Source organism: Thioclava sp. F36-7, from assembly GCF_002020075.1.
Taxonomy (GTDB): Bacteria; Pseudomonadota; Alphaproteobacteria; order Rhodobacterales; family Rhodobacteraceae; genus Thioclava; species Thioclava sediminum.
The window spans coordinates 26,971-53,049 of the sequence record NZ_MPZR01000006.1 but is presented as its reverse complement, the minus strand read 5'-3'; the positions used below and the strand labels follow the sequence as shown (position 1 = coordinate 53,049).

At 64.8% G+C, this 26,079-nt stretch carries 27 protein-coding genes; 17 read left to right on the top strand and 10 right to left on the bottom strand.

All coding sequences use genetic code 11. The annotated features are described in order from the left end of the window. Positions 1-38: 38 nt before the first annotated feature. The 4 genes from recF to gyrB all read left to right on the top strand — a co-directional run bounded on the left by recF (position 39) and on the right by gyrB (position 4,671). Positions 39-1,097: a DNA replication/repair protein RecF gene (gene recF, locus BMI89_RS12205; protein WP_078571136.1), complete on the top strand. Its 1,059-nt coding sequence runs from the start codon at positions 39-41 to the stop codon at positions 1,095-1,097. Continuing rightward, entirely contained in the window at positions 1,094-1,522 is a 429-nt protein-coding gene (locus tag BMI89_RS12200; protein ID WP_078571135.1) for a VOC family protein, read from the top strand. Before recF ends, BMI89_RS12200 begins: the two co-directional genes overlap by 4 nt. Continuing rightward, complete coding sequence (locus BMI89_RS12195) at positions 1,519-2,139, top strand: LysE family translocator (protein WP_078571134.1); 621 nt, start codon at positions 1,519-1,521, stop codon at positions 2,137-2,139. The genes BMI89_RS12200 and BMI89_RS12195 overlap by 4 nt, the downstream gene beginning before the upstream one ends. An 81-nt stretch (positions 2,140-2,220) precedes the next feature. Beyond that, the gene (gene gyrB, locus BMI89_RS12190; protein ID WP_078571133.1) at positions 2,221-4,671 is read left to right on the top strand and encodes a DNA topoisomerase (ATP-hydrolyzing) subunit B; all 2,451 of its coding nucleotides are present in this window, start codon (positions 2,221-2,223) and stop codon (positions 4,669-4,671) included. Between the two features lie 390 nt (positions 4,672-5,061). Here gyrB and BMI89_RS12185 read toward each other — a convergent pair whose 3' ends face one another. Genes BMI89_RS12185 through BMI89_RS12175 form a run of 3 tightly spaced genes read right to left on the bottom strand, consistent with a single transcriptional unit; the run spans position 5,062 to position 7,539 of the window. Continuing rightward, positions 5,062-5,811 (bottom strand): SUMF1/EgtB/PvdO family nonheme iron enzyme, encoded by a 750-nt coding sequence (locus BMI89_RS12185; RefSeq protein WP_078571132.1) that lies wholly within the window; start codon positions 5,809-5,811, stop codon positions 5,062-5,064. Positions 5,812-5,827: 16 nt separating this feature from the next. After that, positions 5,828-7,051: a copper-containing nitrite reductase gene (gene nirK, locus BMI89_RS12180; RefSeq protein WP_078571131.1), complete on the bottom strand. Its 1,224-nt coding sequence runs from the start codon at positions 7,049-7,051 to the stop codon at positions 5,828-5,830. Positions 7,052-7,110: 59 nt separating this feature from the next. Further along, positions 7,111-7,539 (bottom strand): pseudoazurin, encoded by a 429-nt coding sequence (locus BMI89_RS12175; RefSeq protein WP_078571130.1) that lies wholly within the window; start codon positions 7,537-7,539, stop codon positions 7,111-7,113. Between the two features lie 210 nt (positions 7,540-7,749). Between BMI89_RS12175 and BMI89_RS12170 the strand changes: the two genes are divergently transcribed. After that, a complete protein-coding gene (locus BMI89_RS12170; protein WP_078571313.1) occupies positions 7,750-8,457 on the top strand; it encodes a Crp/Fnr family transcriptional regulator in 708 nt (235 codons plus the stop codon). On the opposite strand, the gene BMI89_RS12165 is transcribed toward BMI89_RS12170, so the two are convergent. Then, positions 8,423-8,665, bottom strand: coding sequence for a DUF1858 domain-containing protein (locus BMI89_RS12165; protein WP_078571129.1), 243 nt, complete (start codon positions 8,663-8,665; stop codon positions 8,423-8,425). The two genes, BMI89_RS12170 and BMI89_RS12165, sit on opposite strands and share 35 nt — an antisense overlap. 125 nt (positions 8,666-8,790) lie before the next feature. Here BMI89_RS12165 and BMI89_RS12160 point away from each other — a divergent pair, with 125 nt between their 5' ends. The 11 genes from BMI89_RS12160 (at position 8,791) to BMI89_RS12110 (ending at position 18,582) form a co-directional block, all read left to right on the top strand. Then, positions 8,791-9,243, top strand: a complete 453-nt coding sequence (locus tag BMI89_RS12160) for a cytochrome c (protein WP_078571128.1) — start codon at positions 8,791-8,793, stop codon at positions 9,241-9,243. Between the two features lie 12 nt (positions 9,244-9,255). After that, the gene (locus tag BMI89_RS12155) at positions 9,256-10,605 is read left to right on the top strand and encodes a cbb3-type cytochrome c oxidase subunit I (RefSeq protein WP_078549583.1); all 1,350 of its coding nucleotides are present in this window, start codon (positions 9,256-9,258) and stop codon (positions 10,603-10,605) included. Positions 10,606-10,607: 2 nt separating this feature from the next. Further along, positions 10,608-11,405, top strand: coding sequence for a CbbQ/NirQ/NorQ/GpvN family protein (locus tag BMI89_RS12150; protein ID WP_078571127.1), 798 nt, complete (start codon positions 10,608-10,610; stop codon positions 11,403-11,405). A 10-nt stretch (positions 11,406-11,415) separates the two neighbouring features. Continuing rightward, positions 11,416-13,317: a VWA domain-containing protein gene (locus tag BMI89_RS12145; RefSeq protein ID WP_078571126.1), complete on the top strand. Its 1,902-nt coding sequence runs from the start codon at positions 11,416-11,418 to the stop codon at positions 13,315-13,317. Position 13,318: 1 nt separating this feature from the next. Then, positions 13,319-13,492 carry a protein NnrT gene (locus tag BMI89_RS12140; protein WP_078571125.1) on the top strand — a complete coding sequence of 58 codons (174 nt, stop codon included), beginning with the start codon at positions 13,319-13,321 and terminating at the stop codon, positions 13,490-13,492. Next, positions 13,489-13,713, top strand: coding sequence for an NnrT protein (locus tag BMI89_RS12135; RefSeq protein ID WP_078571124.1), 225 nt, complete (start codon positions 13,489-13,491; stop codon positions 13,711-13,713). Before BMI89_RS12140 ends, BMI89_RS12135 begins: the two co-directional genes overlap by 4 nt. 12 nt (positions 13,714-13,725) lie before the next feature. Next, the gene (locus BMI89_RS12130; RefSeq protein ID WP_078571123.1) at positions 13,726-14,925 is read left to right on the top strand and encodes an NnrS family protein; all 1,200 of its coding nucleotides are present in this window, start codon (positions 13,726-13,728) and stop codon (positions 14,923-14,925) included. Next, complete coding sequence (locus BMI89_RS12125; RefSeq protein ID WP_078571122.1) at positions 14,922-15,584, top strand: NnrU family protein; 663 nt, start codon at positions 14,922-14,924, stop codon at positions 15,582-15,584. Before BMI89_RS12130 ends, BMI89_RS12125 begins: the two co-directional genes overlap by 4 nt. Positions 15,585-15,975: 391 nt before the next feature. Beyond that, positions 15,976-16,731, top strand: a complete 756-nt coding sequence (locus tag BMI89_RS12120) for a hypothetical protein (protein WP_143593904.1) — start codon at positions 15,976-15,978, stop codon at positions 16,729-16,731. A gap of 86 nt (positions 16,732-16,817) precedes the next feature. Further along, positions 16,818-17,645, top strand: coding sequence for a hypothetical protein (locus tag BMI89_RS12115; RefSeq protein WP_078571120.1), 828 nt, complete (start codon positions 16,818-16,820; stop codon positions 17,643-17,645). 148 nt (positions 17,646-17,793) lie between these two features. Further along, entirely contained in the window at positions 17,794-18,582 is a 789-nt protein-coding gene (locus tag BMI89_RS12110) for an outer membrane beta-barrel protein (RefSeq protein ID WP_078571119.1), read from the top strand. 499 nt (positions 18,583-19,081) lie between these two features. On the opposite strand, the gene BMI89_RS12105 is transcribed toward BMI89_RS12110, so the two are convergent. Genes BMI89_RS12105 through BMI89_RS12080 form a run of 6 tightly spaced genes read right to left on the bottom strand, consistent with a single transcriptional unit; the run spans position 19,082 to position 24,982 of the window. Continuing rightward, positions 19,082-20,470, bottom strand: a complete 1,389-nt coding sequence (locus BMI89_RS12105) for an acetyl-CoA carboxylase biotin carboxylase subunit (RefSeq protein ID WP_078571118.1) — start codon at positions 20,468-20,470, stop codon at positions 19,082-19,084. Next, complete coding sequence (locus BMI89_RS12100) at positions 20,467-20,715, bottom strand: biotin/lipoyl-containing protein (protein ID WP_246831758.1); 249 nt, start codon at positions 20,713-20,715, stop codon at positions 20,467-20,469. The genes BMI89_RS12105 and BMI89_RS12100 overlap by 4 nt, the downstream gene beginning before the upstream one ends. 24 nt (positions 20,716-20,739) lie before the next feature. Then, positions 20,740-22,065: an aminotransferase class III-fold pyridoxal phosphate-dependent enzyme gene (locus BMI89_RS12095; protein ID WP_078571117.1), complete on the bottom strand. Its 1,326-nt coding sequence runs from the start codon at positions 22,063-22,065 to the stop codon at positions 20,740-20,742. Positions 22,066-22,069: 4 nt separating this feature from the next. Beyond that, positions 22,070-23,152 carry a phosphotransferase gene (locus BMI89_RS12090; protein ID WP_168176805.1) on the bottom strand — a complete coding sequence of 361 codons (1,083 nt, stop codon included), beginning with the start codon at positions 23,150-23,152 and terminating at the stop codon, positions 22,070-22,072. Continuing rightward, the gene (locus BMI89_RS12085) at positions 23,145-24,119 is read right to left on the bottom strand and encodes a biotin-dependent carboxyltransferase family protein (RefSeq protein WP_078571115.1); all 975 of its coding nucleotides are present in this window, start codon (positions 24,117-24,119) and stop codon (positions 23,145-23,147) included. The genes BMI89_RS12090 and BMI89_RS12085 overlap by 8 nt, the downstream gene beginning before the upstream one ends. Further along, positions 24,116-24,982 carry an allophanate hydrolase subunit 1 gene (locus tag BMI89_RS12080; protein ID WP_158522147.1) on the bottom strand — a complete coding sequence of 289 codons (867 nt, stop codon included), beginning with the start codon at positions 24,980-24,982 and terminating at the stop codon, positions 24,116-24,118. Before BMI89_RS12080 ends, BMI89_RS12085 begins: the two co-directional genes overlap by 4 nt. 170 nt (positions 24,983-25,152) lie before the next feature. Here BMI89_RS12080 and BMI89_RS12075 point away from each other — a divergent pair, with 170 nt between their 5' ends. Continuing rightward, positions 25,153-25,815 (top strand): GntR family transcriptional regulator, encoded by a 663-nt coding sequence (locus tag BMI89_RS12075; protein WP_143593903.1) that lies wholly within the window; start codon positions 25,153-25,155, stop codon positions 25,813-25,815. The last annotated feature ends 264 nt before the right edge of the window (positions 25,816-26,079 follow it).

The following is a 26,079-nucleotide window of genomic DNA, read 5'->3' as shown; positions in this document are numbered from 1 at the left end:
CTCCGGCGGGAGTATTTTTGGCCAGATGAAGAGGCGCGATGCTGCGTGAGCTGAAGATATTGCAGTTCCGCTCGCATCGCCGTGCCGAGATTTCGCTCGATGGACGGCCCGTGGCGATCTATGGGCCGAACGGCGCGGGCAAGACGAATATCCTCGAGGCGGTCTCGCTGCTCTCGCCCGGGCGCGGGCTGCGCCGGGCGCAGGCCGACGAGTTGATGCGCCGCGCCGAGGCCGTGGGCTGGAAGCTGCGCGCCGTCACGGATACGCATGAGATCGAAACCTCCGCCCTGCCCGGTGAATCCCGCCGCGTCGAGATCGACGGCAAGGCGGCACCGCAGGTGGCACTCGCGCAGATCCTGCGGGTGCTGTGGCTGGTGCCCTCGATGGACCGGCTCTGGATCGAGGGCGCCGAAGGGCGCAGGCGGTTTCTCGACCGGATGGTGATGAGCTTCACCCCCGCCCATGCCGAGGTGACGCTGGCGTATGAAAAGGCGATGCGCGAGCGTAACCGCTTGCTGAAAGACATGGTGCGCGACCCGAACTGGTATCACGCGCTGGAGGCGCAGATGGCCGAGGCTGGCGCTGCGATCCGGGCGAACCGGGCCGAGGCCCTAACGCGGATCATGCAGGCGCAGGCCGATGCGGCGACCGCGTTTCCCGCTGCGCATCTGGTGCTCGAGAATGAAGGCCCCGAGAATTTGGCCGCAGCGCTCGACGCCAACCGCCCCCGCGACATGGCGGCAGGGCGCACGCTGGAGGGGCCGCACCGGGCCGATCTGCTGGCCACTTACGTCGAAAAGGACGCCCCCGCCGCGCAATGCTCCACCGGCGAGCAGAAAGCGCTGCTGATCTCGCTGATCCTCGCCAATGCGCGGGCGCTTGCGGGCGAGGATGTGGTGCTTTTGCTCGACGAGGTCGCGGCCCATCTGGACTCCGGCCGGCGCGCGGCGCTTTATGACGAAATCTGCGCAATGGGCGCACAGGTGATGATGACGGGCACCGGCGCGGAACTGTTCGAGGCGCTTGGCCCCCGCGGTCAATATCTGGAAGTGATCGAGGGGCCGCAGGGCTCTGAAGTGAGGGAGGCAACGCCATGAGCTATCCGCAGCAACGGGTGACGCTGATCACGCTGGGCGTGGCCGATCTCGACCAGTCCAAGGCCTTCTACGGAGCCCTCGGATGGCAACCCCAAGCCGAGCAGAACGACGTCGCCTTCTACCAGCTCCACGGGATGGCGCTGAGCCTGTTCTCTCTGCCCGCGCTGGCCGCCGATCAGGGACGCACCCGCGCGCGGCTGGGCACCGGAGCGATGACGCTGGCGCAGAACTTCGACAGCCCTGAAGAGGTGGATGCCGCCTTCGCCGCCGCGCTCGAAGCGGGCGCATCCGAACTGAAAGCCCCCGAGAAGACCTTCTGGGGCGGCTATGCGGGCTATTACGCCGATCCCGACCACCATGTCTGGGAACTCGCCCATAATCCTTTCTGGCCGCTGGCCGACGACGGAAGCCTGACCCTCCCATGACCCTCACGCTCTCGCAGATCGCGCTCTATTCCGGCGCGCTGTTCGTTCTCTTCCTCACCCCCGGGCCGGTCTGGCTCGCCCTTCTCGCCCGCGCCATGTCGGGAGGGTTTGCCGCCGCCTGGCCGCTCGCCTTCGGGGTCACCGTGGGCGACATGATCTGGCCCGCGCTCGCCATCCTCGGGGTATCTTGGCTGGTGGGCGAATTCAGCTGGTTTCTGGATGCCCTGCGCTGGGTCGCGGTGGCAATGTTCGTCGGGATGGGCGCGCTCCTGATCCGCCATGCCGACCATCAGATCAGCTCCGACAGCCGCCTGACGCGCCCCGGCATGTGGGCAGGCTTCGTCGCCGGGCTCATCGTGATCATCGGCAATCCCAAGGCGATCTTGTTCTACATGGGCATCCTGCCGGGCTTCTTCCCGATCGCCACGATGACATGGGTCGACATCGCCACGGTCAGCCTGATTTCGGCCATCGTGCCGCTGACCGGCAACCTGATCCTCGCCGCCTTCGTCGACCGCATCCGCAACTTCGTGCAAAGCCGCGGCAAGCTGGCAAAGCTCAACCGGATCGCGGGCGGGCTGATGATCCTTGTAGGCCTTCTTATCTCCGTGACGTGACCCCCTAAATCTTGTGTCTGACACGTGACATTCCTCTGCCCAGCCGATATAAAACCGGCAACAGATAAAGGACGGGCAGGCATGACCGACGACACCCCGAAGAAGAACGCATACGGCGCCGATTCCATCAAGGTTCTCAAAGGCTTGGAAGCCGTGAGAAAACGGCCCGGCATGTATATCGGCGATACCGATGACGGCTCGGGCCTGCACCACATGGTCTATGAAGTCGTGGATAACGGGATCGACGAGGCCTTGGCGGGTCACGCGGACTACGTTGCCGTGAAAATTCACGCGGATTCTTCGGTCTCCGTGCGCGATAACGGGCGCGGGATTCCGGTCGATATCCACGCCGAGGAAGGCGTCTCCGCAGCCGAGGTCATCATGACCCAGCTGCACGCGGGCGGGAAGTTCAACAACACCGACGACGACGGCAACGCCTATAAGGTGTCGGGCGGTCTGCACGGCGTGGGCGTCTCGGTGGTGAACGCGCTGTCGGACTGGCTGGAACTGACGGTCTGGCGCGACGGCAAGATCCACAAGGCGCGGTTCGAGCATGGCGAATGCGTCGAGCATGTCCATGTCGTGGGCGACGCCCCGAACGAGAGCGGCACCGAAGTGCGTTTCCTCGCGTCGAGCAAGGAAGACGATCCCGAGGGCACCTTCTCGAACCGTGAGTTCGTCTTCGCCACGCTGGAAAAGCGCCTGCGCGAACTGGCCTTCCTGAACTCCGGCGTCCGCATCATCATCGAAGACGAGCGTCCCGCCGAGCCGATCAAGACCGAACTGCACTACGAAGGCGGCGTTCGGGAATTTGTGAAATATCTGGATCGCTCGAAAAACGCCGTGATGGAGGACCCGATCTACATGGTCGGCGAGGTCCGCGGCATCGGCGTCGAATGCGCGATGTGGTGGAACGACAGCTACCACGAAACCGTGCTGCCCTTCACCAACAACATCCCGCAGCGCGACGGCGGCACCCACATGGCGGGTCTGCGCGGCGCGCTGACCCGCACGATCACCAAATACGCACAGGAGAGCGGTATCGCGAAGCGCGAGAAGGTCGACTTCACCGGTGACGACGCGCGCGAAGGTCTGACCTGCGTGCTCTCGGTGAAAGTGCCCGATCCGAAATTCTCCAGCCAGACCAAGGACAAGCTGGTCTCCTCCGAGGTCCGCCCGGCGGTGGAGAACCTCGTGAACGAGAAGCTCGCCGAATGGTTCGAGGAAAACCCGAACGAGGCCAAGCAGATCGTCGGCAAGATCATCGAGGCCGCACTGGCGCGTGAGGCGGCCCGTAAAGCGCGCGAACTGACGCGGCGCAAGACGGTGATGGATGTGGCCTCCCTGCCCGGCAAGCTCGCCGACTGTCAGGAGAAAGATCCGTCGCTGTCGGAAGTCTTCCTCGTCGAGGGTGACTCCGCAGGCGGTTCGGCCAAGCAGGGCCGCGAACGTAAGAACCAGGCGGTGCTGCCGCTGCGCGGTAAGATCCTCAATGTCGAGCGCGCGCGCTTCGACCGGATGCTCAGCTCGGATCAGATCGGCACGCTGATCACCGCGCTCGGCACCGGCATCGGCCGCGACGAGTTCAACATCGACAAGCTGCGCTACCACAAGATCGTCATCATGACCGATGCAGACGTCGACGGTGCGCATATCCGGACGCTTCTGCTGACCTTCTTCTTCCGCCAGATGCCCGAGATCATCGAGCACGGCTATCTCTACATCGCGCAGCCGCCGCTCTACAAAGTCGCGCGCGGCAAGTCCGAGGTCTATCTGAAAGACCAGACCGCGCTGGAGGATTACCTGATCGACATGGGCGTCGAGGGCGCCATTCTGCGGCTCAACACCGGTGAAGAGATAAGCGGTCAGGATCTCAAGCGCGTCGTCGAAGAGGCGCGCCTGATCAAGCGCATCCTCGCGACTTTCCCGACCCATTACCCGCATCACATCCTCGAGCAGGCGGCGATCGCGGGCGCGATGGTGCCGGGCAAGATCGACGGCGATGCGCAGGGCGTCGCGAACTCGGTGGCCGAGCGTCTCGACCTCGTCGCGTTGGAATACGAGCGCGGCTGGCAGGGCCGTCCGACGCAGGATCACGGCATCCGCCTCGCCCGCGTTCTGCGCGGCGTAGAAGAGGTCCGCACGCTCGACGGCGCAGTGCTGCGTTCCGGCGAAGCGCGGCGTCTGGGCAGCCAGACCGACCAGCTCAAGGAGGTCTATGACCGCCCGGCGAAGCTGGTGCGTAAAGAGCGCGAAATCCTCATCCACGGCCCGCTCGAGCTGCTCGACGCGATCCTCAAGGAGGGCGAAAAGGGCCTGAGCCTGCAGCGCTACAAGGGTCTGGGCGAGATGAACCCCGAGCAGCTTTGGGAAACCACGCTCGACCCGTCTGCGCGCACGCTCCTGCAGGTCCGCATCGAAGACGTGGCCGAGGCCGAGGATATCTTCTCGAAGCTGATGGGCGACGTCGTCGAACCGCGCCGCGAGTTCATCCAGCAAAACGCCCTCACGGTGGAAAACCTCGACTTCTGAGGCTCTTTTAGGGCAGCGCATAATGCTTCGCGCTGCCCATAAGTTTTCGCGAAACGCCCATAAGACTTCGTTTCTGGCGTTTCGGCCTACAAGGCGGGCACGAGAGATTCTCGGCTTCTGATCAGTCTCTTTTGAAGGGTTTCAGGCCCAGATTCGGTTCCTGAGCAACAGGTTGGCTTCACCCTGGGAGGACACTCTGTTTGGCGCTTACTCTGTAAGAGATTCGATCGGCAGTTATTGATCTCGGCCCGACAAAGGGCGGGGAGCGGTCGTTCGCTGCGCGAGAGCCCAGGGTCCAGGCATGCGAGGTTGACTGGAGAGAGTGTGTCGACTTTGGCCAACTGAGAACAGCCATTCGGCCTGGCTCCGCAGAACGACCGTCCGTTCTCATCATATCCGGGTTTCACTGACCAGACGCAGGCCGAGATGCGCGGGCGGGCTTCCGACCGCGCAGCCGCCGCGCGCGGGATCTCGCACCAGAAACGGGATCGCTGCGACATGCTCGCCGCCTGCGAAGAAGGCCGCGCATTTCTTCGGATCGACGGGGCCGCCGCCCTCCCCGCCATAACAGTCCTGCGTCCATTCCCAGACCGAGCCGTCGAGATCGACGATCCCCTCGGCGCTGGTCGAGAAGCTGCCCCGCGGCGAGAGCTTGCGCGGCGCGAGGCCGCTCGTGAGGTAGGTCGACGCCCATGTCAGATCGGGATCGGTGAAGATCGGATCCTCCTTCTCGGGCAGCACGTCCTTGGCCATGAACTGCCATTCGGCAATCGTCGGCAGCCGGAAGTCGTGGCGCGCCTTGCGATTGATCCAGCCGAGATATTGCTCGACATCGACATGGCTCAGCCCGGTGGCTGGCGTCGTCGTCGCCTCGCTGCCGGGCGGAGCGCGTAAGGCAAGCTCGCAGGCACCGTCCGCGTGGCAACGATTCCACTCCGCGACCGTCACTTCGTATTTCTGAACGTAGATTGCGTGACCGTCAGGCAAGCTAACCGCTCGCTCGGCCATTTGCGGCACGTAATCGAGATCGGGGCCGCGCAGGAAACCCCACGCGGCCCCGAGGGCGATGATCGCCGCCCCCGCCGCAAGCACCTTCCGAAGGGAAAGACGGGGCACGAGCGAGGCGAGTTTGGCGATCATCTCCGGTCTGCCTGACTCAGGTTTCAACCACATGGGGCGGCGTCACCTGCTCCATCAGGGCGTTGTTCCAGGCACCATCCACCACGAAGTGGGCCGTGGCACCCAGCAGGGCCGCCTCGATCAGGTTGTGGTTGACATAGGCGTAGACGCCCGGCTGCAGGAAGGTATACATCGCGGCCCCCGCACTGCCGCCGCGGATGAACCAGGTCTCCTGATCCTTCTGCGGGGGATTGGCGAACTTGCCGTTCTCCCAGACATGGTCGCCATGACCGCCGATCAGGTGCGGACGGCTGTCGCGGTTGGCCTGATTGTGGACCATCAGAACCGTGTCGCCGACCTTGGCCTTGAAGGCGTTCTCGCCCGTCAGAGCCCCGACCGAGCCGTTGAAGACGGAGTGGGTCGGCGTGAGCGTGCGCATCGCCTCGACGCTGTCGGCGAAGTCCTCGCCGGCGACCTCGTAAGTCTTGTAATCGCCGTTCTCGTCCATCGGCAGGTAGAAGTCCTGCTCGCCGATATAGGCGATCGTGTCGTAGCGCAGCGGGTTGCCCTCGGCATCCTTGAGCCCGTCACGCGGCAGCACCATCAGCGTGCCGTTCATGCCGTGGGTGACGTGGTAGGGGATCATCGCCCCGCCCGGCGCGCAGTGATAGGTGAACACGCCCGGGCGCGTCGCCTTGAAGCGCAGCACCGTTTCCTCGCCGGGATAGACGTGGGTCAGGCCACCGCCGCCCAGAGCGCCCGAGGAGGCGTGGAAGTCGATATTGTGCTCCATCTGCGACGCGGCGGGGTTGCTCAGGGTCAGTTCGACATAGTCATCCTGATGCACGATGATCAGCGGGCCGGGAACCGAGCCGTTATAGGTCAGCGCCCAGATGCTCGCGCCGGTATCCTCGTCCACCGTCAGAAGGACCTCGCGGGTCTCCATCCGGATCTCGACGATTTTCGGACCGCCGGTCGCGACCTGCTCGTGCTTGGGCGCGAAGGGCGGAGCGACCAGCTCCTGCCGGACGCGGGTATAGCCCGAAAGGTCCACCTTGGGCGCGGCCACCTGCGCCTCGGCCTCGGCAAGGATGAATTTCGGCGCGGCCGGGCGCGGCGCGACATGGGGCGCCATGCGTTTCGACGCGGTTCCGGCCATCCCGGCCCCCGCGGTCATCGCCGCGGCGCCTGCGAGAAGAGAGCCGCGCAGCACGTTGCGGCGGTTGGTTTTCACGAGAGCTGGATTGACATATTTCGGCATTTTAGCCTCCACTGGTTAAACGTAGCAGGAAGTTGTCGCGCGTTTCCTGCCGCGGGCGCTCACAGCGCGCCCAATTCCTCTTCAAAGCGTTCCTTGGCTTTCTTCGGCACGCGGCCTTCGAAGAAATTGTCGGGGGTGGTTGCGTCGCCCACCGCGATCACCATCACCATGCCCATCGCGTAATGCGGTTTGCAGCGCACGGCGTAGAGCCCTTCGGTGTCGAGCGTCACCTCGACCTCTTTGTTGACCTTGCCGGCGAAGCCCTCGGCCCCGTCCGGGATCATCCCGTCGATGCTTTCGGCGTTGTGCCCCTTGTCGGTCGGGATGAAGCGGATCGTGTCGCCGGGAGCGGCTTTCACGAGGGCGGGCTCAAAGACCATCATGCCCTTTTCGCCTTTGTTGAGCATGTGAACCTCGTGGGTCTCGGCGCTCGCCGCCCCGCTCAGAAGAGCGGTCATCGCGAGAGCGGAAATCAGGGTGCGGATCATCTTTTCGTCCTTTCGTGGATCCTTGAATTGCCCCCTGTCTAACGAGGTTCGGCCCGCGGCTTTTTGTTCTGGCGCAAACTTCTTGGCGCTTTCTCACAACGCCGCGAGAATTTTTGACGGCGCGCTCGCGACCGCGTGATGTTTGATATTGAACGCGTCGGGAGGCCTGTGTTTAGAGAGGACATGAGCGCGCCTACCCCCCGCAAGACGATGCCCAGGCTCGACGAGAGCCTGCTGACGCCGATGCCGCCTTTCTCCCGACTGGAGAAGCGGCAGATCCGCGAGATTCTCGACCTCGCCAGCGTGCGCCGCTTCGACGAGGGCGTGGCGGTCTTCGAGGAAGGCGCTCCGGCCGAGCGGTTCTACATGCTGCTCGACGGCTATATCCGGGTGATGCGGATCACGCCGACCGGCGAGCAGGTGATCGCACTGCATATCCCGTCGGGGCAGCTCTTCGGGATCGCGCAGGCGCTTGGGCGCACGACCTATCCTGCGACGTCCGTCACCGCCTCGGAGGCGATCGTGCTCGGCTGGCCGATGCGGCTCTGGGATCAGTTCGTGGCGCAATATGACGGCTTCGCCTCTGAGACCTACAAGACCGTCGGCCAGCGCATCGGCGAGATGAACAACCGCATCGTCGAAATGGCGACCCAGCAGGTCGAGCAGCGGGTGGCCAATTCGCTCCTGCGCCTGATCAATCAGACCGGGCGCAAGGTGGAGACCGGGATCGAGATCGACTTCCCGATCACCCGGCAGGATCTCTCGGAAATGACCGCGACGACGCTGCACATGGTCTCGCGCTTGTTGAGCGCGTGGGAGAAGCAGGGAGTGGTCGCGAGCCGCCGCAAGCGGATCACCGTCACCGATGCGCACCGTCTGGTGCTCATTTGCCGGGGCGAGGCTTCGCCGTCTCGATAGGTGCCACGATAGCCGCGTCCAGCTCGGCGATGAAATCGTCGAGATTCAGCCGATACTCGGTGCAGGCATCGTCGATCGTGTGGAACGGGTTCACGAGGCAGCCCACACAGAGCATCTTGTGACGCATGAATACCTCGATCGTGGCAGGCCAATCGCGCATCAGCGCGTCGAGCGTGGCATCGGGGTTCTTCCAGCTGGCTTTTGACATGGTGGGACCTCTCTGCTGACCAAGCTAATCCCGGCAATCCAATCAAACGTTGTGCTGGCGCAAACTTCCCAACTGCGAACGCCGCTATCCCTCGGGCCATCGACTGACCCCCAAGGGAGGCCCCAATGGCTGAAATCTTGACCAAGTCGCGGGCGCGAAACATCTTTTACGGAGGATCCATTTTCTTCGTGCTGGTGTTCATCGCACTGACCGCGCAGAGCCACTTCTATATCGTGAACAACTCCACCGCCTCCGCGCCGCTGACCGAACAGATCGCACGCGGCAAGGGCGTGTGGGAACGCAATTCCTGCATCAACTGCCACACGCTGCATGGCGAAGGCGCCTATTTCGCGCCCGAGGTCGGCAACGTGATGACCCGCTGGGGTGTCGCCGACGACCCGCAGGGCGCTTACGAGACGCTCGACGCCTGGATCGCGGCGCAACCCTCCGGCATCGAGGGCCGCCGCCAGATGCCGCATTTCGACATCAACGAAGAGGACATGCGCGCGCTCGCGGAATTCCTCCGCTGGGCCGATCAAACCGACACGCAGGGCTGGCCGCCCAATGATGCGGGCTGAGGAGAGAAACCGATGAAATACCAATCCCAATCCGTGGCGAAAGCCTATTTCTACTGTGCGATGCTGCTGTTCGGCGTGCAGGTTCTGGGCGGCCTTCTGGCCGGCTGGATCTATGTCTCGCCCAACACGCTCTCCGAGATCCTGCCCTTCAACGTGATCCGGATGATTCACACCAATGCGCTGATCGTCTGGCTGCTGCTGGGCTTCTTCGGCGCGGCCTATTTCCTCGTGCCCGAGGAAAGCGAGCGCGAGATTTTCTCGGTCAAGCTCGCCTATCTGCAACTCGCGATCCTGATGATCGGGACGCTGGGCGCGGTCGGCTCCTACCTCGTCGGCATCCATGGCGGGCGCGAGTTTCTCGAACAGCCCCTATGGGTGAAGTTCGGCATTCTCGTCGCCGCCGTGATCTTCCTGATCAACATCTCTCTAACGGTGCTGGCGGGTCGCAAGACCGCGATCACCAATGTGCTGCTGATGGGTCTTTGGCTGCTGTGCCTGCTGTGGATCTTCGCCTTCATCAACCCCGACAACCTGTCGCTCGACAAGATGTATTGGTGGATGGTTGTCCACCTTTGGGTAGAGGCGACCTGGGAGCTGGTGATGGCCGCGATCCTCGGCTTCCTGATGCTCAAGCTGACCGGCGTGGACCGCGAGGTGGTCGAGAAATGGCTCTATGTCATCGTCGCCACCGCGCTGTTCTCCGGCATCCTCGGCACCGGGCACCACTTCTACTGGATCGGCACGCCGGGCTACTGGCAATGGGTGGGCTCGATCTTCTCGACCTTCGAGGTGATCCCGTTCTTCCTGATGATGTCCTTCGCCTTCGTGATGGTCTGGAAGGGCCGCAAGAACCACCCCAACAAGGCAGCACTCCTGTGGTCGCTGGGCTCATCGACCGTGGCCTTCTTCGGCGCGGGCGTCTGGGGCTTCCTGCACACGCTGCATGGGGTGAACTTCTACAGCCACGGCACGCAGATCACCGCCGCGCACGGCCACCTCGCCTTCTACGGGGCCTATGTGGCGCTCAACCTCGCGGTCTTCACCTATGCGATGCCGATGCTGCGTGGGCGCGATCCTTACAACCAGGTGCTCAATATGGGGGCGTTCTGGCTGATGACCGGGGGCATGGCCTTCATGACCTTCGTGCTGACCTTCGCGGGCACGATCCAGACCCACATGCAGCGGGTCGTGGGCGACTACTACATGGATGTGCAGGACAGCCTGTCGATCTTCTACCTGATGCGCTTCGGCGCGGGGGCGGCGGTCGTGCTCGGGGCGCTTCTGTTCATCTACTCGCTCGTCGTGGTGCGTCGGCGTGAAGTCATCGCCCCCGGCCCCGCAACCCCCGTGGCAGGAGAATGACGATGTCCCTCGACATGACGAATGCACAGCTCCCCTACTACCACCCCACCGGTCGCGAATGCGCCCTGTTCGAGCGCGCCCATGACAACGGTTTGCCCCTTCTTCTGAAGGGGCCGACCGGCTGCGGCAAAACCCGCTTCGTCGAGCATATGGCGGCGCGGCTGAACAAGCCGGTCTACACCGTCGCCTGCCATGACGACCTGTCGGCGGCGGACCTGATCGGGCGCTACCTGCTGAAGGGCGGCGAGACCGAATGGGTCGACGGACCGCTCACCCGCGCAGTGCGCGAAGGGGCGATCTGCTATCTCGACGAGGTGGTGGAGGCGCGCAAGGACGTGACCGTGGTGCTGCACCCGCTCACCGACTCGCGGCGCCGCCTGATCATCGACCGCACCGGCGAGGAGCTGGTGGCCCCCGAAGGCTTCATGCTCGTGGCCTCCTACAACCCGGGCTATCAGAGCGTGCTCAAGCGGCTGAAACCCTCGACCCGGCAGCGGTTCCTGTCGATCGCCTTCGACTTCCCCGAACCCGAGGCGGAGACCCGCGTGATCACCGCCGAGACGGGCCTGCCGGTGGCGCAGGTTGTGCCGCTGGTGCGCCTCGCCGGGCATATCCGCAAGCTCTCGGGCATGGATCTGGAGGAAGGCGTCTCGACCCGGCTTCTGGTCTATGCCGCGCGGCTGATCGGCGCGGGCATCGCGATCGAGGAGGCGCTGGAGACCGCCGTGGTCCAGGCGCTCAGCGACGAGCCGGACGTGCAGCAGGCTCTGCGCGACCTGATCGCCACGATCTACGGCTGAGGAGTACGTCATGAAACTGATGGACCTGATGGAGCCCGAGGAAACCGTAGGCGAGATCTGGCACGATCTGGCCAAGGATATAGGTCAGGACAATCGCCATCCCGACGCCGCGGTCGAGCTGGCTGCGCTGCGCCCCTCGCTCGCGCTGCTGCTGCGCGCGCTTGGCGGCGGCGCGGATGTCGAGATCGTCGAGGCCCCGGTCACTCCGGTCTGTCACCGCCAACCCGTCCGGCGTCGCCTTGGCGCCGGGCGCGAGACCGAGCGCGTCGCACGCTTCGACGGCGCGCGGCTGCGCCTGCCGCCGGTGATGGATGTCTTCCCCCGGTCTGGTCTCAACCGTGCCGCCTATTTCTGGCTGACCGCGCTGGCGGCGCTCAGCCGCGACGCGATGCCCGAACTGCCCGAAACCGACGGCCCGGCGATGGATTGCGCGCAGATCCGCGCCAATGCGCGGGTCTGCGATCTTGCCTATCGCCGCTGCATCGGGCTGCGCGCGCCCTACCGCGAGATGGCGGCGCTCACCCTCGCAGGTCGACGCCGATTGTCGCGCCCGGCGGCGGAGGCCGCGCTGGAAGCGGCGCTTTGCGACCAGCTCTCCGCCGACGGCACCCGCGCCCCGCTGCCCGAGACGGCGGAGGGCGCACGCGGTTACATGCCGCTGGCCCCGGTGCCGATCTGGCTGCGCTTTGCCCCCAACACCGCGGGCCGCAGTGCCGCCTCGGAAGAGGCCGATGCCCCCGCCTCCGCCCCGACCGCGATGGCCAGCACGCAGCGCAAGCATGGCGAGCGCCGCGATCTCGATCAGGCGCGCCGCCGCGACAGCTTCATCATCCACCGTTTCGAGTCGATCCTGTCCTGGGTCGAGGCGCTCAACGTCAATCGCTCGGTCGACGACGATGACGAGGACAACGCCGCCAAGGCCGCCGAGGATCAGGATCAGATCACCCTGACCCGCCACGACCGCAAGGCCGCGACGCGGCTGCGGCTGCATCTCGACCTCTCGCCCGCCGAGGCAGAGCACGAGGCGCTGGCGGGCGCGCATGTCTATCCCGAATGGAACCACCGCAGCCGCGCCTATATGGAGGGCCATTGCCGGGTGCTCGACGCGCCCGCGCGACCCGAGGCCACGCAAACCTTCCGCGCCGATCCGCGCTATATCCGCGCCGTGCGCCGCCAGTTCGAGGCGCTGCAACCGCGCCGCATCCTGCGCCCGCGCCAGATCGACGGGACCGAGCTGGATCTCGACGCCGTCATCGCCAGCCGCGCCGATCTCGCCGCGACCGGGCGGGGCAGCGACCGGATATGGCAAAGCCTGCGCAAGGTGGAACGCGACCTCGCCGTCGCCTTCCTGATCGACACCTCGCGCTCCACCGAGGCCGCGATCGGCGACAGCTGCGTGATCGACATCGCGCGCGAGGCGATGTCCGCGCTGGCCGAGGGACTTGATGCGGCGGGCGATCGTTTCGCGATCTGGGGCTTCTCGTCGCTCCGCCGCGACCGGGTGTTCCTGACGCGGGTGAAAGGCTTCGAGGCCCCGATGGCGCCGCCGATCCATGCCAATATCGCGGCGCTGCGCCCGGGCCATTACACGCGCCTCGGGACCGCGATCCGCCACGTCTCGGCGCAGCTCGCGCGGGAGAGCGCCAGCCGCAAACTGCTGATCGTGCTGACCGACGGCAAGCCCAACGATCTGGACCATTACGAAGGCCAGCACGGCATTGAGGACAGCCACATGGCCGTGCGCGAGGCCCGGCGCGCGGGCCAGAGCCTGCACGGCGTCATCATCGACGAGGACGGGCAGGACTGGTTCGCGCGCATTTTCGGGCGCGGCGGCTTCACCCTGCTGCCTCGGCCCGAACGGCTACTGCGCGCCCTGCCCGACATCTACCGCTCGCTCACACAGGAGACCTGACATGCGCAAACTGCCCCTTCTTCTTGCCCTCGCCCCGGCCGCTGCACAGGCGGCAAGCTTCGATCGCCCGATCCCGCAGGCGCAATCGGCCACAGCCGAGTTCTGGTTCGCATTGGCCACGCTGGCGCTTATCGCGGCGCTGGCGGTGGTGGCGCGGGTGGTCGCCCGGCGATGAACGCGCGCTGGTCCCCCGCCCGGATCGCGCTGCTGCTCTACCCGTTCGGCTGGGGCGCCTTCGCGGTCAACGTGTTCTTCGCCTCGCTCATCGGATCGTGGCTCGGGCTGCCGGTCGCGACGCCGGTCGTCTCGCTGGGTCTGGGCGCGGTGGTCGCCGTGCCCGCGACCTACGCCTTCGCATGTCACATCCGGCGGCTGATGGACGCCGCCGAAAGCTGAAAGGAGCCGATCATGGCCCTATCTTCCGCAGAGCAGATACGCCGCTGGCAGGGCCCGGCGCTGCTGTCGGGCGGCTTTCGTCCGTTCTTCTTTTTCGGTGCCGTCTGGGCCGCGCTGGCGATGGCGCTTTGGGTGCCCGCGCTTGCCGGGCTGATCGAGCTGCCGACGCGGCTCGACCCGGTCAGCTGGCACGCCCATGCCTTCCTCTTCGGCTATCTCGGCGCGGCGATTGCGGGTTTTCTGCTAACGGCGGTGCCGAACTGGACCGGACGACTGCCGGTCGTGGGCTGGCCGCTGCTTGGGCTGGTCACGCTCTGGGCACTCGGGCGGCTGGGGTTGCTGGCCTCGGCGCATCTGCCTTTCGCACTGGTCGCGAGCTTCGATCTCGCCTTCCCGCTCGCGCTTGGCGGCGTCGTGCTGCGTGAGATCGTGGCGGGGAAGAACTGGCGCAACCTGCCGGTGCTGGGATTGCTGAGCGTCTTCACCCTCGCGGACCTTCTGTTCCTGATAGAAGCCGCGCAGGGCGGCTATGCGGCAGCGGGCATCGGAATGCGGCTGGGTCTTGCCGCCGTGCTGATGATGGTGGCGCTGATCGGGGGGCGGATCACCCCCTCCTTCACGCGCAACTGGCTGGTCAAGGAGAACCATCCGGCGCGCCCTGCCCCGCCGATGCAAAGCTTCGACAAGATCGCCATGGTCGCTGCGGGTGCGGCGCTGCTGGCTTGGGTCGCCCTGCCCGAGGCGGGGCTGACCGCGACGCTGCTACTCGCGACCGGTGTGCTGCATCTCGCGCGGCTCTGGCGCTGGAAAGGCGGGCTGACGCTGCGCGCGCCGATCCTGTTCGTGCTGCATCTGGCCTATATCTGCCTGCCGCTCGGGGCGCTGACGCTTGGGGTCGCGATCCTGTTCCCCGGCGCCCTCACTCCGGCCACCGCGCTGCATCTATGGACGGCGGGCACGCTTGGCGGCATGACGCTCGCGGTGATGAGCCGTGCCTCGCTTGGCCATACAGGCCGCCCGCTGGAGGCCAGCCCCGGAACCGTCGCGGTCTATGCCGCCCTTTTCGTCGCGACGATCGTGCGGCTCCTCGCGGGATGGCTTGGCCTGAGCGCTCTCTACTCGGTCTCCGGCGCGGCGTGGTGCGCTGCTTTCCTCGGCTTCGCGATCCTCTATGCTCCGGTGCTGTGGCAACCCAGACGGAGGGCGCAATGATGTGGCTGGCATATGGCGGGGTGTTCGCGGCCTTTCTCGCGAGCCATTCGATCCCGACGCGCCCGTCGGTGAAGGCGCGGCTGATAGCGGCCTTCGGACCCGCAGGCTTCGGGCTTGGCTATTCGCTTCTGTCCACGGCGATGCTGCTGATCCTGATCCGCGCCGCCGCATGGCCGGACCCGATCTACCTGTGGCCCACCACCCTTTGGGCGATGGAGGCGACCCGGGCCGGGATGGCGCTGGTTTGCATCTGGTTTGCCGTCGCGCTCGGCCACCCGAACCCGTTCTCCTTCGGCGGCAGTCGCCGCAAGGAGTTCGACCTCGACCGCCCCGGCATCGTTCGGCTGCATCGCCACCCGATGCTGCTGGGCCTCGCGGGCTGGGCCGGGTTACACCTTCTGCCGAACGGCGACCTGGCGCATGTGCTGCTGTTCGGGGCGCTTGGAGGTTTCGCGCTGCTCGGGATGCGACTGATCGACCGCAAGCGCCGCCGGGAGATGGGTCCGGAGGTCTGGACCCAGACGCTGCGCTGGACGAAAGCGGCTCCCGCCTTTGCAGGGCTCACGCTGGCCGATCTCGGGCGTGCGGCGCTTGGCCTCGTGGCCTACTTGGCGCTGCTGCATCTGCATGAATATTTCGCAGGCGTCGCTTTGGTTTAGAGTGCGCGCGTTTCGAAATCCTCGAGGATGACCGTGAAGGCTGACACGTCCCATCAGTTTCCATGACGGGAAGCCGACATTCTCTGTTGATTGGACAAATGTCCGCTCAGGGCCGACCGCGACGCTCTGATGGAAATCGGCAGGAAACGGACGTCCGCTTCGCCAGACACGACCGGCAGCGACGCAGGCTCGCTGCCGGTCGCGGCGCGCGCCCGGATCACCGGTCCCGTGCCCTCTGCCAATGCGTCACGATGGTGATGACGCGACTTCTCAGGTGGTGTGAGAGGCATCCGGAAACATACATCTCATTGACTACGATCAAAGAGGAATCCCTCCTCCTATGTTCTTCTTGCTTCGACGCGAAGGCGTCAACACGGAGGAGGATATGGAAATGCGTAATTCAATGTTCACGAACAAGTCTCGCGTATCGCTCGTCGCTCTTGCTGCGGCATTGGGACTTGCGATCGCATGGCAAGCACCGGTCGCCGGTCCGTTCAGCTTCGCGGCCAATGCACAGGAGTCCGGCGGCCAAGGGACCGGCAAGGGAAATCAAGGCGGTCAGGGTCAGGGCAGCAAAGGCGCCCAGACCGGACAATCTCAGGGTCAGGGCCAAGGCGGGCCGGGCGAAGATTCCGACGGCAAGGGGCCGCAAGCAGGCGCGCCCTCCTCCTCCGGCGGCGGCAAGCCGACTTGGTCGCAGGAAGGGATTCCTGAAGTCGAACTGGGGCGCCTGAACGTCGCGCGCTCGCCGGAACATGTGCTCGATCAGGCCTATGAAGAAGCGCTCGCATCGATTTCGCCCGAGATGGTTTCGTTCTACAACCTTTCGCTCGACCAGGCGATCGAGGAGCTCTCCCTGAACTGGGACAACGTGAGCTTCATAGACTCCCCGTTGCAGAACCTCGGCCTTCTGCAGGCGACGCTTGAGGGGTCGACCCCGCTGTCTAGCCTTGGCGTCTCGAATGATGCCGACACGCTCGCGGCGATCTTCCTCGGCGCGGCTTCGGACAAGACCGTTCCGATCACGACCGATACGGTGATTGCGGTGACGCAGATCCTCGGGGTGCCGGTCACGGGGGCTGCGGCCGCGTCTCTTGCCGCCGATGCCGAGGCAGTGCGCATCGCGATCCTCGCCGGACATGGCTGATCGCATCTGACGAACATCGACCCGGACCCGCCTCTGCCGCAGGGTCCGGGTCAAGACGACCAACATCTCATAACAAGGAGGCAGTCATGACACGCAAGACTGCAAAGAGCGCAACTGCCGTGGCAGGAATTGCGCTGATCGCTGGGCTGGGTCTCACCGTGCAGCCCGGCCCGACATCCGGGACGTTCCATCTGTCCGTGCCGCGCGCCTTTGCGCAGGATAGCGGTTCGCATACCGATGGGGATCATACGGATGGTGGCCAAAAGAAAGGCAAGACCGGAGAGGCCGGGCATGGCAGCGGCGGCCATGAGGACGACGGCTCGCATGAGGAAGGTGGCAGCCATGGCGGCGCCAGCGGTTCTTCCGGTCAGGGTCAGGGCGGCCCGGGCGCAGATTCCGAGGGCAAGGGCCCGCAAGCCGGCACCCCGTCCGGCACCCGCGGCACCAAGCCGGTCTGGTCCAAAGAGGGTATCCCGGAGGTCGAGCTTGGGCGGTTGAACGTGGCCCGTTCGCCCGATCACGTGCTGCAGCGCGCCTATGAGGAAGCGCTGGCAACGATTTCGCCGACCATGGTCTCGTTCTACAACCTGCCGCTCGATCAGGCGATCGACCAGCTCTCGCTGAATTGGGACAACGTCTCCTTCATCGACTCGCCGCTGCAGAACCTCGCCCTTCTCAAGGACGCGCTGGATGGCAGCTCGGCGCTTTCCAGTCTCGGAGTGACGAACAACACCGCAACGCTGGAGGCGATCTTCCTCGGTACGGCCTCGGACAAGACGGTGCCGATCACGGCGGCCACGGTGACGGCGGTGACGACCATTCTTGGCCAGCCGGTGACGGGCGCGGCGGCGACCAGCCTCGCCGCGCAAGCCGAAGCAGTGCGTATCGCGGTTCTCGCAGGTCACGACGGCTGAGACCCTATGGAACCGAAGCAACACTCTGCCCTTGCGTGAAGCGGGGGCAGAAGTTTCTTCTTCAACGCGCGCAGCCAGAGTTCCATTATGTCGCGGAACAGGACCATCCGGTCAGGCGGATGGATGAGGCGGACGGAGAGTCATCGAAATGGTTTTTTCAATCAAGCGGGCCGCGGCCTGCGCCCTTGTCTTCAGTCTTGCAGTTCCGGCGGTAGCCGCGGCGCAGGACTCGGCCAGTTTCTTCAAGGTCGGCACGGCGAGTGTCACTTATGGACCTTACGTGCGCTTCGGGCTCGGGGCAGCAAACACCCGACCGTCCGACGAGCACTGGCTGCCGCCCGGCTACCCGTCCGATCCGCGAATCGATTTCAACCTGAGCAACGACACTACTGGCTTCGGCGAGATCGCCTTCGGCTATGACTGGATGAACGGCTTCCGCGGCGATGTCAGCTTCCTCACGACTGGCGCCGCCCATACCACCGGTCCGCACACGACCAGCGGCGACCATGCCGACATCACCGCGGCGTCGGTTTCGACCACTGCGGTGATGGGGAACCTCTACTATTCCCCGTTCGAGCAGATGGGCGTCAATTCCCGCCTTCATCCCTTCGTCGTGGCGGGGCTTGGTTACGCGAACAACAAGGTCAGCGACTGGACGCGGACGAACACCGCAAAGGCCTCCGTAGACCGGACCTTCTCGGGCGACACCCATGGCGATTTCGCCTACTCGCTCGGCATCGGCATGGCCTACCAGCTGACGCCTCCCGGCAAGCACCCGGCGATCCTTGAGATGTCCTATCGCTATTACAGCTTCGGGACCGCGAAGGGTGGCAGCACGCCGGTGACCGGTGGCGATGAGCCGGTTGCTCCGCTGAGCTTCGAAAACGACGCACATGTGCTCTCGATCAGTCTGCGCATCCCGCTGCAGCGGCTCTGAGGCGGAGTTGGACGTTACAAAATCGCTGACGGCCCGATAGACGAACGCTGACATTCGCTGCCGTCAGCGTTCGTCGGCTCTGGGCCGTTCGCGACGGGTCCGTAGGTCTGGGCGATGAGCGGGCATTCGCTTCGCTCGGTCCCAATTCCTGCTATGCGAAGCTGTCCGTTCAGATCAAACGCGCCGGAAATGGCATAGCGCGTCGATTTGCGGTTTTGTGTATCACCTCTGGGTGAGCTCAGAGACCTGCTCCCAAAACGCCTTGAAGTGCTTGGCGTGCGCGCCATGTCCGACACTTCCGAAGCGTGAGGCAAATTGATACGCGCGCCCGCAGCTTCAGCAGCGCCGATTATCGCCTCATCTTCAAAGCCGAAGATACGGCTTGTCGCGATGGCTTTCGGGTCGCCGGATGCGCGGGCGAATGACCCTCAAGAGAGCGCCCCGATCACCGCGAGCGATCGGAGAGCTCCTTCCTCGGGGACCGCGATCCACCCGGTCGTCAGGCGGATCTGCGAATGTCCTCAGCCCGCATCGCCAGCCAGTCTTCGAGCCAAAGCGTCGACACCGAGCCGGAGATGACGTCCGGCGCCATCAACAAGGCGGCATGAAGACTCGCTGTGGTCGGTTTCGGACCGATCTGAAGTTCTCCGAGCGCGCCTGCCAGCTTCGCCAAGGCGCCGTCGCGAGTACGGTCCCAGACGATGAGCTTTCCAAGGAGTGAATCGTAATAAGGAGGGATCGTGTCACCCTCGCAGACGCCGGTGTCGAAGCGCACGCCCGGTCCGCCCGGAACCTTCAAGGTTTCGAGAACACCGGGGGCGGGGAAGAAATTCTTGTCAGGATTCTCGGCGTTGATGCGAACTTCAATCGCATGCCCCCGCGCGGTGATATCCTCTTGCTTGAGCGACAGCGGCTCGCCGCCCATGATCAGAAGCATCTCGCGCAGGAGATCGACGCCGGTGATCATCTCGGTGATCGGGTGCTCGACCTGGATGCGCGTGTTCATCTCGATGAAATAGAACGCCTCTCGGTCCATGTCGTAGAGATATTCCAGCGTCCCTGCCCCGCGATAGGAAACGCCCTCGGCCAGGCGCACTGCGGCGGCGCACAGATCGGCACGCACGGCCTCGGGCAGCGCCACGGCTGGCGCTTCTTCCCAGACCTTCTGGCGGCGGCGCTGCAAGGAGCACTCCCGCTCGAACAGGTGGACCGCACGGGTTCCATCGCCGAGGATCTGCACTTCGATATGACGCGCATTGCGGATGAAGGCCTCGAGATAGACGCCGTCATCGCCAAACCCGGCCCGCGCCTCGTTCATCGCCGTCGGGAGCGCGGCGATCAGCTCCTCGCGGGTCTCGGCGATACGAATACCGCGCCCGCCTCCGCCAGCGGCGGCCTTGATCATCACCGGGTAGCCGATACCCTTGGCCACGTCGACCGCCGCGTCGAGATCGGCGACACGCCCGTCGCTGCCGGGCACGACCGGAACGCCCGCCTCGATCGCGGCGCTGCGCGCGTTTACCTTGTCACCCATCCGCTCGATGGTCGCCGCGTCCGGGCCGCAGAAGGTCACGCCCATCTCGCTGACCCGGCGGGCGAACTCTGCGCTCTCGGACAAGAAGCCGTAGCCTGGATGCACCGCGTCCGCGCCGCTCTCGGTCACGGCCTTCAGGACGGCGTCTATGTCGAGATAGGATTTCGTCGCCGGCGCCGGCCCGATCACGACCACCTCATCGGCCATCCGCGCGGCCAGCATATCGCGGTCGGCTTCAGAAACGACCTGTACGGTGCGAATACCCAGATCTCGCGCTGCTCGGATGATGCGCACGGCGATCTCGCCGCGGTTCGCGATCAGAAGCTTCTTAATGCCGGAACCCTGCGACGTCATTCGGACACCTCGATCTCGCACAGCGCATCGCCCGGCTCGATGCTTTCGCCATCGGGCGCTGCGTAACCCTTGAAGGTTCCCGCCACCTCGGCCTCGATCGGAATGTAGGACTTCATGACCTCCACGAGCGCGAGAGTATCCCCCACAGCCACGGCATCGCCGGGCGCCTTGAACGGCTCGGCTTCAGGCGACGGGCGGTGAAAGACGAGCCCCGGAAGTGCAGCTTCGATTTGCGTGATGGCCATATCGGGCCTCCTGTTGGTCTCGTGTTACTTGATGCGGGCGAGAACCCGGTCGAAGGCGGCCAGGAACTGGTCTGCGTTCTCTCGGGTGAAGACGAGCGGCGGGCGTATTTTGAGAACGTTATGCGTCTTCGAGCAGGCCGAGATCAGCACACGTTCCTCCCGCAGACCGTTGACGATGACCGACGTCGCGGCCGCATCCGGCGTCTTGGCGGCGCGGTCAGACACGATCTCGACCCCGAGGAACAGCCCCGCGCCCCGGACGTCGCCGATGCAAGGATGGGCCTCCGCCCGAGCGCGGATCCCGTCCTGAAGATAGGCACCGATCTCGCGCGCGTTCTCGGTCAGCCCCTCGCCTTCGATCACGTCGAGCACGGCGGTCGCGGCGGCGATCGCGACCGCGTTGCCCCCGAAAGTGTTGAAATACCGCGCCTTGCGCCCGAACTCCTCGACCAGCTCCGGGCGCACGGCAACGCCCGCGACCGGGTAGCCATTGCCCATCGGCTTGCCCATGGTGACAAGGTCGGGGACCACGTCATGACGCTGGAAGCCCCAGAGCGCGTCTCCGGTCCGCCCGAAGCCCGACTGCACTTCGTCGGCGATGTAGACAGCACCAGCCGCGTGTGCCGCGTCGACCGCCCCCTTGAGGAAACCGCGCGGCCCGTCGAAGACCCCATCGCTGGCGAAGATACCGTCGCAGATGAAGAGTGCGGGCTTGATTCCGTGCCGCTTGAGATCGGCGAAGGCGGCCGCGACGGCGGTGGCGAAATTCGCCGCCATGTCTTCGCCCTGACGATAGGCATCCGGCGCGGGCACGGTGCGCACATGCGGACCAAGGTCGACATTCGCGCCGAGCGAGGGGGAAAACTCGGAAACCGACTGGGTGATGCCATGATAGGCCGTCTCCGTCACGACGATCCCGAGCCCCCCGGTATAGGCCTGCGCGATGCGCACGGCGAGGTCGTTGGCATCGGACCCGGTGCAGGTGAACATCATGTGCCCGATCTCGTCCGGCATCGTGTTGAGAAGCCGCTCCGCATAATCGAGGATGCTGCCGTGGATATAGCGGGTGTTGGTCGCGAGGATGCCGGCCTGCGTCGCGATCGCCTCGACCACCTTGGGATGACAATGGCCGATGGAGGTCACGTTGTTATAGGCATCGAGATAAGCGTTATCTTCTTGATCGAAGAGCCAGGCCCCCTCGCCGCGCACGAGATGCAACGGCTTGTCGTAGAAGAGACGATACGCCGGACCAAGCAGCGCCTTGCGCCGCTCGATCATCTCGCGCGTTTCAGGGTCGAGATCCGTGGCGCCTTCTTGGAAGGCGTTCACCATGCCGGTGTCAATATTCATGCGTTCACTCCATATCGCACGCGCTGAGCAAAGCCCGGGTCACGTCCTGTGTGGGAAGGGTCGCGAAACGGGCCATCGCCGTGCGGGCAGGTCCGTTGTTGCGCAGGATGTAGGCAGCGTTTTCGGGGTAGCGCGCTGCACGCCAGTTGGTGATCGTGATCGAGGCTACGAGGCGCGCCACTGTCAGATCGCGTAGCAGCTCCACCTCCTCGCGCTCGAGCGGCAGGACGGCGTGATAGGAGGCCACGAGACGCGCGATGGCGCCCAGCGGATCGTCTTCGCTCGCCAGATAGGAGGCGGCGACGGCCACATCGATGGCGAGATAAGTGTTCACCATGTCGCCGAAATCGAGAATGCCGGTGATCCGGTCCTGCTCGCTCGCATCCACGAGGATGTTGTGGTGGTTCATGTCGTTATGGATCACCTGACGGCGCAGACCGCCGAGCGCAGGGGCAACCTGCGCCTCGAAATGATCGAGCTCGCGCCGCACCGCATCCGCCACCGCATCCTCGCCGAGGCTCTCGGTCAGTGGGCGCAGGCGCGGGAGATGCTGGATGTCCCACAGCAGTTCATGGCGCGCACCCGGATGGTCGAACCCTTCGAGCGCCCGGCCCAGCCGCGCCGTCATCGCGCCGATCCCGGACTGCATCCGCGCCGTCATCGGCACGTGATGCAGCGGAGTGCCGTCAAGCCAGGACAGAACCCGCACCACGCTGGTGCGCCCCGACGGCAGCTCTAGCCGCTGCGTGAACGCACCGTCGAGCGCGGCGACCGCGCGCGGCAGCGGAAGCTCGGGATCGACCCGGGCAACCCAGCGCAGCGCCGCGGTCTGGAACTCGGTATTGAGCGGGTCCTCGACCGCGTTCGAGATCTTCAGGATATAGTCCTGCCCGGTCCCGGTCACGATGCGGAAATTCTGGTCCCGCTCGCAGGCGATTTCATGTGCGGAACCGTCGATCCCCCAGTGATCATGCAAAAGCGTCTGGGCCTGATCCGGCGTCAGCCGCGGCGGTGCGCTGGCCAACAGCCCAGCCAGAAGGGAGTCTTGGTCGACCGCAGAGCCGTCTGTCATCATCGCTTCAGGCATTTTGCAGAATCTCGGGTTTGGTTTTTGCATCGATTTCGGCCCGCAGCGCCGCTGCGCCGTCGCGGTCCACGCGGCGAAAACGCAGGGTCTCGTTCGGCTTGGCCTGCGCCAACTTCCAGAATGCGGCGCTCGCGATGGTGAAGGGGTTGATGAAGCCGCCGGTGCTCGGCGCGTCATTAACGAGGATGATCGGCGTCTGACCGGCAAGGTTCACAGCCCCCATCGGATAGCCGTGGTCGATGATGTTCGACGGGTCCTGCCCGTGATCCGGGGATTTGTTCAAAGCCTTGTCGGAAAACCCGAAATCCGGGCCGGTCAGGCGAATGCCGGTGCGACTGCTCTTTGTCTGAATCTGCCAGTCGGTCGAAAAGAACATCTCGATCGTCGCCTCGTCGAGCCAGTCGTCATTCGGCCCGCACAGCGCCTCGACCTCCCAAACGCGGTCGGTGCCGATCACCGGGCGCGCGGATTCGGGCAGAACGTAGAGGGCGCTCGTCTCCGAGACGCCGACCGGCAGCGTCTGACCCGCGATGAGGGCATGACCGCCGACGCCCGCCTGATGGAACACGGCGCGCGAACCCAGAACCGGCTCGGTCGCGATCCCGCCGGACACCGCGAGATAGGCCCGCGCGCCGGTCTTGGCGAAGCCCATGGTCAGCGTCTGGCCCGCCGTGACCGCGACGGTCGCGTACATCGGGATCGGCGCGCCATCGAGCGCGGGCGACATGTCCGCGCCGGTGACGGCGATCAGCATGTCGGCATCGAAGGTCAGGGTCGGCCCCATGAACTGGCACTCCAGCGCAGCAGTGTCGCGGTCATTACCGACAAGGATATTGGCCTGGCGGAACGACCAGGCGTCGAAGGGCCCCGAGAGCGGGAACCCCTGCTCCAGAAAGCCCTCGCGCCCCGGAAGCTCCTGCACGCAGGTCTGAAGACCCGGTTTCACCGTGGTGATGGTGCGGCTCATTTGGAGGCCTCCTCTTGCGCCTTGGCCCAGTCGAGATAGCGGTCGACCGAGAAGACCTGGTAATCGACGATGTCGTGACGGAACGTCCCCTCGGCGACGCGCGCTTCGATCTCGCTGTATTCATCGCGTTCGACGGGCTTGAACCGAACCCGGTCGCCAGCCCGGAACAGCGCGAGACTGTCCCTGAAGTCGGGAAGCCGCTGCGCCCCGTCATAGGTCGGCGCCGGCGTATGGCCGATAAGCTGATAGCCGCCCGGCGTCGCGTCCGGATAGATACAGGTTAACGCACCACCAAGACCGACCGCCCCTTTCGGGGTATGGGTGCGCGGCGGATTGTATTTCGGCGCGATGATCCGCGCAGTGGGATTGAGGGCGAGCAACGAGCACAGACCGGGCCAGAAGCCGAGCGCCGCAACCCAGTATTCGGTCGAGGCGTGACGGCGGCGCAGCGCGGCACGATCCGGCAACCCGTTCAACTCGCAGATCAACTCGGGATCGGGCGTCTTCTCGGGATAGTCCTTGCGGTAGTCTTCGACGCAGGCTTCCGTCTTCTCATCGAAATAGAGCACAGGAATGGTGATCAGCCGACTTGCGAGCGTTCCCGTCACCCCGCGCCCCATCTCCGCATAAAGCGCTTCGATCTCGTGGCACAGGTCTTCGTAGGAGATACGGTCGGGATCGTAGTTCACCTGGAACGAGGCCAGCTCGGGGATCAGATCGACAAGGCCCGCGATCCGCGCCTCTCGTACGGCAGCGACAAGTCGGTGAACGATGAAGTTGATGGTGAAATCCATCCCGTCACCCAGCTCGACCTCGATCGCGCGATCTCCTCCGGGATAGAATCGCAGAGCTTCGTGAAGCATTCGACCTGTTCTCCTCTCGGCTATTTTTCGACGCATCCGCGCGACTTTGCCGCTGGATCTTCCTCAGTTGGAGTATATGATATATCAATTAGCGTCAACGGCCTTTACCCGTCGACACAAAGTAAGATACCAAGTTGGGAAGCGGACCACGCGCAGCGAAAGGCATTCGAGTGAAGAAGATTGAGCACCAGTCATTGAGCGACCAGGCGTATCACGCGATCCGGGACGGGATGCAGGAGGGCCTTTTTATCCCGATGGAGCCGCTGGTCATCCGCACGCTCGCGGCGAACTACGGAATCTCCGCCACCCCGATCCGCGAAGCGCTTCAACGGCTCGTCGCCGAGCGCCTTCTGACGGTGCTGCCGAATCGGTCGATCGTGGTGCCCCGCATGACCCAGAGACGATTTCGCGAGCTCATGCCAATCCGAGCAGCGCTTGAAGGAATGGCGGCGGAACTGGCCGTCGACAAGTTTACCGAGGAGGAAATCGCACAGCTCTCGGAGCTGACCGCGCGAGTGGAAGAGGTCGCGAAACGCCATGATTCCGCGGGCTATCTGACCCTCAACCGCGAATTCCACTTCACCGTCTACCGCCGCGCGAACAATCCGGAACTTCTGCAGCTTATCAATGATTTATGGCTAAAGGTTGGCCCAGTTTTTACCGGCCTTTTCGACGATGAGCACTTCAAACACCACGCCAATGACGAACACCGCAATATCCTCGCAGCGATCGAGCGGCGCGACGCGGAAGCAGCGGGTCGGTTCATGCGGCAGGACATCGACATTGCCGCGAAAGCATTGCTTCCGCTGATGCCGCTGACCGAGGGGGCCTGAGCGCGACCCCGGCCAGAACCCAAGTAGACACCCAACGGGGCGGCATCTTGCCGCCCTTCTTTTTTGCGCAGCAGGCCCTGCGCAAAATGCCCCGGCAGCATCCGGCGACCAAACCGCGCCCCACCCGCCTCGCTGCCGACATCCCTGCCCTGCCCAAAAAAACAGCCACCCGCCCAGATTCGCTCTCGTCACGCGATTTTCGTTTGCGACGCAAAGAGGCGCCATACGTTTTCGGCCCCGACCTGCTTCCCCTTGGGAAAGATT